This window comes from Candidatus Liberibacter solanacearum CLso-ZC1 (assembly GCF_000183665.1).
In the GTDB taxonomy this organism is placed as follows: Bacteria; Pseudomonadota; Alphaproteobacteria; order Rhizobiales; family Rhizobiaceae; genus Liberibacter; species Liberibacter solanacearum.
The window spans coordinates 70424-82356 of sequence record NC_014774.1 but is presented as its reverse complement, the minus strand read 5'-3'; the positions used below and the strand labels follow the sequence as shown (position 1 = coordinate 82356).

Genomic DNA, 11933 nt, shown 5'->3' with positions numbered 1-11933 from the left:
CCAATATAGCCATTTCAATGTGAATATTCCGTCATTTTTAGCAATAATTTCTATAGATATACAATGAAAGAGAATATCTTCGCTTACAGTGTATGTAAACGAAAGATCTTCTCGTATTATGTATTATCAAGTAATAGCTTTCCTTTTGAGTATTCTTCTCTTGTTTTGATCAGAAGATAAAATTCAAGTGTATAATAGTACTATAATGTCAATAATTTTCGCTCAATTAGATGCGTTAAACAAAACACATTACCATTGGGTAATTTTTGTTGATATAACAGCAAGATACAGAATATATTTTATACAATAATGCTTATTCTGAGATTAGTCTTTTGAGTAATTCTACTTCTTTTTTGAGGGTAATATCGGTTTCCAACAATTTACCTACTTTTCGAACAGCATGGAGAACAGTTGTATGATCTCTATCTCCAAAACGACGACCAATTTCTGGGAAGGAACGCGGCGTCATAATTTTTGAAAGATACATTGCAATTTGACGAGGTCGTACAACAGTGCGTATGCGACGGTTAGATAAGAGATCATTACGTGATATATTGTAATGTTTCGCTACCATACGCTGGATGTCTTCAATCCTCATTTTTTTAGTTTCACCGGTACTAACGAGATGCGACAACAATTCTTCGACGATCTCCACCGTTAAAATAGGTTCAAAGGAATGCCGGAAAACAAGTTGGTTAAATGCTCCATCTAATTCGCGCCCACTTGTTGTGATGGTGCGTGCAACATGTGTGAGGACTTCCTCATTTATATTAAGTGTGGGATTCTCTTTTTGGGATATTGCAAGACGATTTTTGAGAATAGAAAGACGCATATCATAATCATGTGATCCTAATGGTACCGCAACACCTCCTTGGAGACGAGAGCGTATGCGTGGATCAAGAGATTCTAACTCAGAAGGAGGACGATCGGCTGCCGCAACAACTTGTTTAGCGCTATCCAAAAGAGAGTTTAATAAGTGGCAAAATTCATGTTGAATGAGTTTTCCTTGTAAAAACTGCATATCGTCAATCAAAAGCAAATCTATATTACGCAGACTATCCTTAAGATTGAGAGCGTGGTTGTCACGTATAGCACTAGCAAACCTCCACATGAAATACTCGGCTGTCAAATAGACTACTCGAAGATTAGGTTGTCTCTTGATGGCGGCATTAGCAATAGATTGTAAAAGGTGTGTCTTTCCAAGGCCGACAGAAGCATGAATAAAGAGAGGATTTAATCTAACTGTAGTACAGCCATGGGAATCGACTTCAGCAATATTCTGAGCGGCTGTAAGTGCCACACGATTAGAAGGTCCGTCTATAAATGTAGAGAATACAAATCGACTGTCAAGAGGTGATCCCAACACTGGATTAATAGTCTGTTTCCCTGTGATAGCAATGGTTTTCCCCGTATTTGTACTTATTGTAGATGATTTTGTTGTAGAAGAAGTAGCGGGAAATATAGATTTTTCAGAAGGAACGGGGACTAAGGCAGCGGATCTGACAAGAATCTCTACACCTTGAACGCGACTGCTTTCTTCCTGAAATAGTTTAGTGATTGTTTCAAGGTAACGATTTTTAATCCAAGCCTTTAAAAAATTAGTTGGAACAGATAAGTGTACCACATTATGAGAAACGGAATGAAATTTGAGTCTTTGAAACCAACTAGCATATACATCAGGTCCAACGTTAGCTTTCAGACGTGATGATACGATTTTAAAAATAGATTCACATTTTATTTCTAAACACCCTGCTGTGTCGGCACTCATATTCGAGGTTTTTACGGGCACTTCATCGTCATTTTTTTGAATACAAACAGATATCCCTCTTGGCTGCATTTTTTATGCCTTCCATCACAATTCATTCAAACAAAAAAATTAAAATTTGTTTTTTACAGATACAAGATCTTAACTTTCGATTTTTATCGTAACCCTATTTAGCCAGGAACGATCGATAAGATCAATGACGATATTTGCAGGCAATAAGATTTTCGGGGATTGACTTTTAAGGAGACATTTTGCGGGTTTGGATATGAAAGAAAGAATCTCTTTTGAATCAATGAGATTCGAAAATTTGATTCTTTAGAGTTTTATAAAATAAAATTTATATTTATTGAAAGAAAAACTTTAGCATTTAATGTGCGCAAACTGTTTTCATGTTTTTTTTAAATAATCTGATTGTCAAGTAATATATTCGAAAAAATTATGCGAATCAGTTATAAAGATGATAAATGTATTTGTCTTTATCCTCTTGTGAAAACTAGAGAATGGTATTCTTAAAAATGAAATGAATGAATTTTTTTGTTATAATGAAGAGAGGAGATCAACAATCAGTTTATTGATGATCTCTGCTGATAATTGATGATTTGGAAGAGAATCAAGAGCGATATATCAGGTGGGTATATCCATATTCTTCAAGCGTTTTGATAAGCGAAAAACTATGGGAGAAGGCGATCATCAATAAGTTTGTTGATGATCCCTTCTGATAATTTATGATTTGGAAGAGGATTAAGAGCGATATATCAGGTGGGTATATCCATATTCTTCAAGCGTTTTGATAAGCGAGAAACTGTGCGAGAAGCGGTATTTCTATGAAAAACTCCCTTGCTTTTAGCCTTTTGCACAAGAGACTCTGCTTTCTTGCAGGCTTCTGTTGCTTCTTCAACCTTTCCAACAGCAATTGCCTCATTTGCACGACGTATAAAAGTACGCACAAAAGAGCGTCGACTTTTATTAAGCAGCGTGCGACGAGCAATTTTGCGAACCATTTTTTTTGCAGATTGCGTATTAGCCATTAAGCACCTTTCGTCCAAAACACTATACCCAAGGGAAAATAGATAGGAAAATACAATCCTGTCTTTAACTTCACTTGAGAGTATTGCGAGTAATGATAAATCAAAACAAGTAAAATATTTTCCTCACAATAACCATAGAATACACTATCGTCAATATTAAAACCTCGTGATTGCAAGGATATGCTCGATTTCATTCTTGGCAATAGGTACAGTAGAAGGTGGACCTTCCCGATTGGACGATGCGACGGATCATTTGTCCGCAATTTGATGGACAGGATTTTCCTGTTTTTCCGTAAACAGCGAATGAATTTTGGAAAGAACCTATTGAGCCATCAGTGTGCACATAATCACGCAATGAGGATCCGCCCGCATTGATAGCGTCAGTAATAACTTTTTGAATTTCTTGGATTAGTCTAGAGATCTTTTCATTAGGTGTTTTGTTATCTTGTACGAGACTTTTTGCTGTTCGTACGGGTGAGATTCTAGCGCGCCATAATGCTTCACACACATAAATATTTCCAAGTCCAGCTACTATTCTTTGATTCAAGAGAGCGTTTTTTAGATTGCTATTCCTCTTATAAAATTGATGGGTTAAATAGGTTGCATTAAATGCACTATCTGTTGGTTCTGGACCTATTTTTATTAAAGAGGGATATTGATCTCGTAAACTAGTTTTTACTAAGTCCATGAATCCAAAACGACGAGGATCATTATAGATAACGCGATATTTTTGTGTTTTATCCTCATTTGAAAGAGAAATGGTGACATGATTATGGCGAGGGTCTTTGATTTTTTTTTGAGAATTTGTCGATGAAGTATCCTCAATAATGAAGGATCCGGACATTCCTAGGTGCGCAATAATTGATAGATTATCTTCAAGTTCAATGAGTAAATATTTAGCGCGTCGGACAACGTTAGTGATTTTTTTACCTCGAACGTTCAAGGCAAAATTAGGGGGAAAATCAAAACGTAAATTTTTGCGATGCAACCATATATCTGTTAAAATCATATTTTTCATAACCGGTATAAGGTTGCGTCGAATTATTTCTACTTCTGGCAATTCGGGCATTGGGCACATCTTGATATGTTGATCTATATAGGGATCGAGTATAGCTTTTTCTTAAATAAAATAAAATACTTGGGGTTCATCATAGTGGTCATTTGTGATAATTGGTATGATTGCAAGTACAGTGTTGTTGTGATTCCTTTTTTTTGGATAGTGTTTAGTAGGATTCAATAGATATGACAAAAGACCGTTTTGATTCTGATGAAAAGATGAAAACTTCTTATGGATTCCGTGAGGTGTTAGAAGAAGAAAAACAGAATATGGTCAATCATGTTTTTTCAAGAGTCTCGCATCGCTATGATATCATGAATGATCTCATGTCTCTTGGATTGCATAGGTTTTGGAAGGAAGCAATGGTAACAGCTCTTAATCCTCAGAAATCTGTTCATTATCGTGTTTTAGATATCGCAGGTGGTACAGGTGATGTTGCTTTTCGTATTGCAGAGGCTTCAGATAAAAAATCTCAGATTGTGGTAGCGGACATTAATAGTGCAATGTTATCTGTTGGAAGAGATCGTTCTTTTAAAGAGAATCTACAGGATAACATCACTTTTGTTGAGGCGGATGCTGAACGCCTTCCCTTTAAATCGAATAGTTTTGATTCATGTACATTGGCTTTTGGTATTCGTAATATGCCACATATAAAATTAGTTCTTCAGGAGATTTATCGTATCCTTAAATATGGAGGTCGATTGCTTATATTGGAATTCTCTGAGGTGCAAGAGCCACTTTTGAGAAAGATTTATAATCTTTGGTCTTTTAGTGTTATTCCGCAAATAGGCAAATTAGTAGCAGGAGATGACGAACCGTACCAATATTTAGTTGAGTCTATTCGGAGATTTCCGAATCAACAGGATTTTGCGGAAATCATTTCTTCTGCTAATTTTTCCAGTGTCTCATTTACAAACTATACTAATGGTATTGTGGCACTTCACTCCGGATGGAAATTTTGAGGATACGAGGGCTTTTTGAGAAAATATTATGAACTTTTCCGTATAGGTTGGATATTAATGCGAGAGGGGGTTACTGCATATTTCCCTTCCGATCAATTGCCTCCTATTGTTTCTTTGTGCAACAGAGTAGTATCTTTTGTTTTGCGTCGCAGAATCATAAAATATCATCGGAGTGATCGTTTGGCACGTGCTATGGCTCGCCTTGGTCCTTCGTACGTTAAAATGGGACAATTTTTAGCTACACGCCCTGATATCGTCGGGAAAAAATTGTCTGAAGATCTTGCTCTCTTACAAGATAAGATGGATTTTTTCCCGACAAGGACGGCAAAATTTTTTGTATCTGCTGCTTTAAAAAGTCCAATTGAGGAATTATACCATGAATTTAATGATCCTATCGCAGCCGCCTCTATTGCGCAGGTTCATCCAGCAATTGTTGATGATATAAATGGATGTCGAAAGGTGGCTGTAAAGATTATACGTCCTGGTATACGACAACGTTTTTTTCGCGACATTCAAACTATGTATTTGGTCGCGCGTATACAGGAAAGATTAATTCCTTCCATGAAAAGATTGCGACTTTCGGCAATAGTAGCTACTTTAGAACAAGTGACAAAAATGGAGATGGATTTGCGACTTGAAGCTGCAGCCTTCTCAGAAATGGCTGAAAATATTGCTCAAGATCATGGATTTCGTGTTCCAAAAGTTGATTGGAATCGGACAGGGCGTGATGTTATTACGATGGAGTGGATTGATGGAATAAAAATATCAGATACGGAAAAGTTGCGTGCTGCTGGGCATGATTTAGAACGCTTATCCGTTACGCTTATGCAATCTTTTTTATTGCATACATTGCGAGATGGTTTTTTCCATGCTGACTTGCATCCTGGGAATTTATTCGTTGATTCGAAGGGATGTATTGTGGCGGTGGACATGGGGCTTACAGGAAGGCTAGGGAAAAGAGAGCGGCGTTTTCTTGCTGAGATATTATATGGTTTTATCTCCCGAGATTATCAGCGTGTTGCAGATGTTCATTTTGAAGCAGGTTATGTCCCGTCTCATCATAATCCAGCTTCTTTTGCACAGGCAATACGGGCTATAGGCGAGCCAATTCATGGGCAATCATCTGATATTATTTCCATGGGAAAATTATTGACTATGCTTTTTGAGATAACCGAACTATTCGATATGATGACGCGTTCGGAATTGTTAATGCTTCAAAAAACCATGGTTGTTGTAGAAGGTGTGGCGCGTATGTTAAATCCCGAATTTAACATGTGGGTATCATCTGAGCCTATTGTTAAAGAGTGGATTCGGGATCATATTGGTCCAAAGAGCCATATAGTTGATTTTCAAGATGGAATCAAGAATGCTGTCCGGCTTGTTCAGGGTGTTCCGCATCTTTCTGCTCCGATAGAAAAAATTTTTAAAGCACTGATAGAGGCTTCAGAAAAAGATAATTTTCTTAATTTTTCGAAAACAGAATCACCACGTAGTATATACGAATATGTGGGGAAATTGGCTTTATTGAGTGTTATTATAATTTTATTTTATATTATTTCTGTCATGCAATAGGCTTGATTATGGATATTTTGGGAAAACGCATACTTTTGATCATGTGTGGGAGTGTAGCTGTCTACAAAAGCTTGGATCTTATTCGTCGGATGCGGGAAAGAGGAGCTGTTGTTATTCCTGTTATTACGGATTCAGCACAAAAGTTTGTAACTCCATTGCTCGTAGGGGCTATATCTAATAGCCAGGTATATACTAGTTTATTTCCGCATGAAGAGAGACATGATAGCAATCATATTCAATTGGCAAGTGATTGTGATCTATTTTTAGTAGCGCCTGCAACTGCTCATTTTATTGCTTGTATAGCGCATGGGATGGCAGATGATTTAGCATCTGCTGTTTTGTTGGCAAAAAGAGATCAGCCTGTTCTTCTGGCTCCTGCTATGAATTTTATGATGTGGTCTAATTCAGCTACGCAACGTAATGTCGAAATTTTACAGAAAGATGGATATTATTTTGTTGGTCCTGAAAATGGTGCAATGGCTGAAAATAATGGTTGCGGCGTGGGGCGGATGTCTGAGTCTTGTGACATTATAAAACATGTGGCAGGGTTGTTGTGCAGAGAAAAAAAATTACCTTTAAAGGGAAGGCGTGCCGTGGTCACTTCAGGGCCAACATATGAGCCGTTAGATCCTATGCGGTATATTGCCAATCGTTCTTCAGGGCGACAGGGACATGCAATTGCCGAATGTCTAGCGTGTTTGGGAGCAGAGGTGACGTTGATATCAGGCCCTGTCTCACTTGCTGATCCACCAAATGTTACGACTATTCACGTTGAGAGAGCAGAGGAAATGTTGCAAGAGGTTTTAAAATCCTTGCCAGCGGATATAGCAGTGATGGTATCTGCGGTTTCGGATTGGAAATTTTCTGAGATAGCAAAGACAAAAATAAAACGGAAAGATATAGGTAATTTTATGCGAGTAGATCTCGCAGAGAATCCTGATATTCTTAGAATTATAGGGCATCATCAATATCGTCCGTCTGTTGTAGTAGGATTTGCTGCTGAGACGCAGTGTATTGAGCAGAATGCTCGGGAAAAATTATTATATAAAGGTGCGGATTTTATTGTATCCAATTGTGTCTTGCCAGAAGTAGGATTCGTAGGGAAAGAGAGTAATAAAGTGAGTATTGTCTTTCCAGGGGATATAATAGAAGAGTGGCCTGAATTATTGAAGACAGAAGTGGCGAATAGATTGTGCGTTTTGATTGTGAAATATCTCAATAAATAGGTAAAACTACTATATAAGCTAATGATCAAAATTTTTTTTTTATAGGGCAAGACATTTTTTTAGACGTTTTTTACTGTATGATCATGCGATTTGATGGCTTTTACTGTTTTATGGTTTATTAGATTGAGGTGATATCTTTCGGGTATGCGGGTTTATTTTATTCCGTTCAATTGATTTGATATCTTGAAAATTTTGAATCTACTACTATATTAGTGTTGTAGGGCGCCTTGTAGGGCCTGAATATTTTACCCTTGGGAATTAAGATGGGTAAATTTATTTTTAATAAGATAGTCGCTTCATAAGGAGGACGTTATGCGTATAGATGTTTCTCGTATTTATAATTCTGCCGTTGGATATGACACGGTTCTTTCGATGCTAGATGGTTTAGGGGCTCCTAGCCAGTCTTCTGCTTATCCTCCCTACGATATAGAGCGTACAGGTGAGAATGCATATAAAATAACAGTGGCTGTTGCTGGTTTTTCTTCTTCTGAACTCGCTATAGAGGTTGATTCTGGAATTTTAATAGTTAGAGGAGAGAAGAAATCAGAGGAACAAGAGACAGTAGAGTACTTACATCGTGGTATAGCAAAACGTGCTTTTGAACGTCGTTTTCAGCTTGCAGATTTCGTAGAGGTTGTATCTGCATCGTTGGAAAATGGACTTCTATATCTAGAACTATTCCGTGCTGTTCCAGAAAAGATGAAGCCACGTCGTATTGAGATTTCAAACTCACCAAAAGAATCTGCAAAGATGATTGAGTCAAAAGAACGCGCTGTTGCCGCATAATTATCTCGGGATAAGCATACGACGGATATCATATAACGAAGAAAGGATGAGTAAAATCATTCTTTCTTCGTATTCGTTTGCACAAATGTATAATTTTTGTCACTTTCAGAAGACAGTAATAACTCTGGATTGAGTTTTTTGCTTGATTGTGAGCTTGTATTAATAGGAGTGGAAGAAATGCATCTGACAAAGCGCACTGATTATGGTATACGTGTTTTAATGTATTGTGCTCTCAATCAGGACTGTCCTAATCGCATTGCGCAGATTGCTGAAGCTTGTTGTATATCAGAGTTTTTTTTATTTAAAATTTTACAGCCTCTTGGAAAGGCTGGTATCATCGAAACTGTGCGAGGAAGGAATGGAGGAGTTCGTCTTTGTCGTCCAGCTGATCAAATCACCGTTTTAGATGTGGTAAAAGCGACAGAAGAATCTTTTTATATGGCGGAGTGTTTTGGGAAGCATAAAATTAGTTGTCCATTGGTAGGAAATTGTAATTTGAGTTCCGTATTTCAGAAGGCTCTTAATGCTTTTTTTGATGTGTTGAAGCGTTATTCTATTGAGTGTTTAGTGCAAGATCGTTCTCTTTATAAAAAACTTCTTAAGGCGAGTTGAGAATATTGCTTGCGGCAATAGATTCTTGTTTTTTTTTGAATTTACTTCTGATAGTTTGCTATGATTATAAGCTATCTTCCAATGATTTGTAATTTTATAGAATCGTAATCTGTTATCCAAAAGCTATTTTAGTTTTATTGAATTTGTATGCCTCAAATCTTACAATCCTATTGTAATATTATTATTGAAAAATTGGTTTGAGAGTTTTTTTCTATTTGGATAATCAATTTTATTTTCCATATGTAAGGCCATTTGATTCAAATATTAAATTATCATTTTAATGTTTTGTTGAAAAGCAAGCTAAGATATGTTGGTGGGAGATAACTGTGGTTTCATCAGTAACCTCTTCAGAGGCAGAGGTTTGTTCTAGTGTTGTTGTATTGCTTTTACAAGCAGTTTCTTCTCCATATACTTATTCGGTTCCTTCCGACATGAGGGTAGGATTAGGGTCTATTGTACGTGTCCCCCTAAGATCACGTACTGTTCTTGGAGTAGTTTGGTATGACTCAGTATATACAGGGGATAATTTGAAATTACGCCCTATTGAATATGTTTTTGATTGCCCTCCATTGTCGCAGGAGATGTGTGAATTTATAAAATGGGTTGCGAATTACACATTTTCTTCTATGGGATTAGTTGCGCGTATGGTTGTTTCTGCTCTTTCAGAAACAGAAAAAATGGAAGAAAAAATTCAATTTACTGGAATTCTTCCTCGGATTAATACGGCGGCGCGTCTTCGTGTGCTGAATGAAATTAAAGATGGCAAAATATGGGGAAAAAGAAATCTGATGCTTGCTTCTCAGGTATCTTCTCATGTGATTGATGGATTGAAAGAACAGGGAGTTGTCAAGAAAATTTTTGAAGTGGCGAGTCCTGTTGTAGAATCACCTAACCCAAATTTTTTTTTACCGACATTGGATCAAAATCAAAAAGATGTTGTTGAACAGATTATGCCTTTATGTTCCACGGGATTTTCTGTTTCTCTTATAAGTGGTGTAACGGGCTCTGGAAAAACCGAGGTTTATTTAGAGATTATTTCTTCTGTTTTACGTTTGGGAAAACAGGTATTGATTTTGTTGCCAGAGATTTCTTTGGCATCGGCTATTTTAGATCGTTTTCAAAAGCGTTTTGGCGTAAAACCTGCCGAATGGCATTCTTCTCTTTCTGCAGGTATGCGTGAAAAAATTTGGAGACAGATAGCACAGGGGACTATATCTGTAGTTGTTGGGGTGAGATCTGCTCTATTCCTTCCTTTTAAAAAATTAGGTATCATTGTCATAGATGAAGAACATGATATTTCGTATAAGCAGGAAGATGGAATTTTATATAATGCTCGCGATATGTCGATTGTGCGTGGGAAAATTGAATCTTTCCCTGTGATTCTTGTTTCGGCTACTCCATCCATAGAGAGTCGAGTAAATGGGTTATCAGGGCGGTATCATTTTTTTCATTTATCTACAAGATATCATAACAGTGCTTTGCCTCATTTACGGGTAATTGATATGAGGGACCAAGCGGTAGAGCGTGGGAAATTTCTTTCATTAGAAATGCTTAATAGTATAAGAAATACTTTGGAAAGAGATGAGCAAGCGCTACTTTTCTTGAATCGGAGAGGATATGCGCCATTGACTTTATGCCAAGTATGTGGTCATAGGATTAAATGTCCTTATTGTTCCTGCTGGTTGGTAGAGCATCGTTTTAGAAAAAAATTACACTGTCATCAATGTGGTTATGTTGAAGCATATCCGCAATCTTGTGCTGCGTGTGGCACATCTGGGAAAATGATTGCTTGCGGTCCTGGAGTAGAGCGTATTGCTGAGGAAGTTCGTGATTATTTTCCATTGGCGAGAATTTCTATTTTATCTTCGGATTTAGATGGGGGTATTAAAAAGTTGCGATTGCAATTAGAAGCGATTGCTAAGGGAGAATTTGATATTGTTATTGGTACGCAATTAGTTGCAAAAGGGCACAATTTTCCTCGTATGTCTTTGGTTGGGGTTATTGACGGTGATCTCGGTCTTGCTAATGCAGATTTACGATCTTCCGAAAGAACTTTTCAGTTATTATCACAAGTAACAGGTCGCGCAGGACGATTTGGTCTCAAAAGTATTGGTTTGATTCAAGCTTATCAACCAATTCATCCGGTGATGCAAGCGTTGATTTCAGGAGACGCTGATTCTTTCTACGAATCTGAAATTCGTGCAAGAAAAGAAGTTGGATTACCTCCGTTTGGGCGTTTAGCCGCAGTAATTGTTTCAGGGAAAAAATGTCAAGAAGTTAAAAAATATGCATGTAATTTAAAAGAAAAGGCTCCTATGTCGTCTGATATTGTGGTTTTTGGGCCAGCAGAAGCACCTTTGTTTATGGTGCGTGGATTTTATCGTTTTCGCCTTTTAATCCATGGAAAGCGTAATTCTAATTTGCAAAAATTTTTTGCTTATATGTATGATAATACTCCCAAAAAATCAAATTCGTTGCGTGTGCAATTTGATATGGATCCGCAAAGTTTTCTATAAAGATATCGAATTACGTGTAAGCATATGATTTATCTGTACTATTATATTATTTCCCCTTACCTAATTTATTAGGTTTGGGATTAGTAAGGGAATCCGCCATACGCCTAGATGTCTTGATACCTAGTTGTATTCGGTCTGCTCCTTTAGTATATGTCTCTGCCTGTGTTATACTCTTCCAGCCATATGTAGCCATTAAGTCATGTGAGGTCGCTCCCGATTCAAAAGATATCGTAATGCTATCAATGATTGATTGCAAAAAATGAGGATTTGGTTTTAATCTGACGGTTGTATAAAGCATCATCCCCGGTATTGTTTGGTGCCCTAAAAAATAAATTTTTTTAGTGTAGCTTTATATCTTTTATGTGCTATAGATTATTTTCTGGAATGTATTTTATGTGCTATAGATTAT

The 11933-nt window shown here is 37.1% G+C and carries 10 protein-coding genes; 6 read left to right on the top strand and 4 right to left on the bottom strand.

Annotated features, from left to right (window positions below):
- Nucleotides 1–313 precede the first annotated feature (313 nt).
- From dnaA to mutM, 3 genes are all read right to left on the bottom strand, one after another.
- Nucleotides 314–1837 (bottom strand): chromosomal replication initiator protein DnaA, encoded by a 1524-nt coding sequence (gene dnaA / locus CKC_RS00380; RefSeq protein WP_013461485.1) that lies wholly within the window; start codon nucleotides 1835–1837, stop codon nucleotides 314–316.
- Between the two features lie 683 nt (nucleotides 1838–2520).
- Nucleotides 2521–2793, bottom strand: coding sequence for a 30S ribosomal protein S20 (gene rpsT / locus CKC_RS00375; protein WP_013461484.1), 273 nt, complete (start codon nucleotides 2791–2793; stop codon nucleotides 2521–2523).
- 190 nt (nucleotides 2794–2983) lie between these two features.
- A complete protein-coding gene (mutM, locus tag CKC_RS00370) occupies nucleotides 2984–3862 on the bottom strand; it encodes a bifunctional DNA-formamidopyrimidine glycosylase/DNA-(apurinic or apyrimidinic site) lyase (RefSeq protein WP_044054036.1) in 879 nt (292 codons plus the stop codon).
- A 173-nt stretch (nucleotides 3863–4035) separates the two neighbouring features.
- On the opposite strand from mutM, the gene ubiE reads away from it, so the two are divergent.
- From ubiE to CKC_RS00340, 6 genes are all read left to right on the top strand, one after another.
- Nucleotides 4036–4812, top strand: a complete 777-nt coding sequence (gene ubiE, locus CKC_RS00365) for a bifunctional demethylmenaquinone methyltransferase/2-methoxy-6-polyprenyl-1,4-benzoquinol methylase UbiE (RefSeq protein WP_013461482.1) — start codon at nucleotides 4036–4038, stop codon at nucleotides 4810–4812.
- Between the two features lie 57 nt (nucleotides 4813–4869).
- On the top strand, nucleotides 4870–6384 hold the full coding sequence (gene ubiB / locus CKC_RS00360; protein ID WP_013461481.1) for a 2-polyprenylphenol 6-hydroxylase: 1515 nt from the start codon (nucleotides 4870–4872) through the stop codon (nucleotides 6382–6384).
- 8 nt (nucleotides 6385–6392) lie between these two features.
- Entirely contained in the window at nucleotides 6393–7610 is a 1218-nt protein-coding gene (gene coaBC, locus CKC_RS00355; protein WP_013461480.1) for a bifunctional phosphopantothenoylcysteine decarboxylase/phosphopantothenate--cysteine ligase CoaBC, read from the top strand.
- A 312-nt stretch (nucleotides 7611–7922) separates the two neighbouring features.
- Entirely contained in the window at nucleotides 7923–8396 is a 474-nt protein-coding gene (locus CKC_RS00350) for an Hsp20 family protein (protein WP_013461479.1), read from the top strand.
- A 177-nt stretch (nucleotides 8397–8573) separates the two neighbouring features.
- Nucleotides 8574–9008: an iron-responsive transcriptional regulator RirA gene (rirA, locus tag CKC_RS00345; protein ID WP_013461478.1), complete on the top strand. Its 435-nt coding sequence runs from the start codon at nucleotides 8574–8576 to the stop codon at nucleotides 9006–9008.
- Between the two features lie 326 nt (nucleotides 9009–9334).
- Nucleotides 9335–11524 (top strand): primosomal protein N', encoded by a 2190-nt coding sequence (locus CKC_RS00340; protein WP_013461477.1) that lies wholly within the window; start codon nucleotides 9335–9337, stop codon nucleotides 11522–11524.
- A gap of 46 nt (nucleotides 11525–11570) precedes the next feature.
- Here CKC_RS00340 and CKC_RS00335 read toward each other — a convergent pair whose 3' ends face one another.
- On the bottom strand, nucleotides 11571–11825 hold the full coding sequence (locus CKC_RS00335; protein WP_244391963.1) for a hypothetical protein: 255 nt from the start codon (nucleotides 11823–11825) through the stop codon (nucleotides 11571–11573).
- Nucleotides 11826–11933: the final 108 nt, after the last annotated feature.

Excerpts from the sequence above, each read along its gene's own strand:
- dnaA (WP_013461485.1), bottom strand. The coding sequence starts at position 1,837 with ATGCAGCCAAGAGGGATATCTGTTTGTATTCAAAAAAATGACGATGAA.
- rpsT (WP_013461484.1), bottom strand. The coding sequence starts at position 2,793 with ATGGCTAATACGCAATCTGCAAAAAAAATGGTTCGCAAAATTGCTCGT.
- mutM (WP_044054036.1), bottom strand. The coding sequence starts at position 3,862 with ATGCCCGAATTGCCAGAAGTAGAAATAATTCGACGCAACCTTATACCG.
- ubiE (WP_013461482.1), top strand. The coding sequence starts at position 4,036 with ATGACAAAAGACCGTTTTGATTCTGATGAAAAGATGAAAACTTCTTAT.
- ubiB (WP_013461481.1), top strand. The coding sequence starts at position 4,870 with ATGCGAGAGGGGGTTACTGCATATTTCCCTTCCGATCAATTGCCTCCT.
- coaBC (WP_013461480.1), top strand. The coding sequence starts at position 6,393 with ATGGATATTTTGGGAAAACGCATACTTTTGATCATGTGTGGGAGTGTA.
- CKC_RS00350 (WP_013461479.1), top strand. The coding sequence starts at position 7,923 with ATGCGTATAGATGTTTCTCGTATTTATAATTCTGCCGTTGGATATGAC.
- rirA (WP_013461478.1), top strand. The coding sequence starts at position 8,574 with ATGCATCTGACAAAGCGCACTGATTATGGTATACGTGTTTTAATGTAT.
- CKC_RS00335 (WP_244391963.1), bottom strand. The coding sequence starts at position 11,825 with ATGATGCTTTATACAACCGTCAGATTAAAACCAAATCCTCATTTTTTG.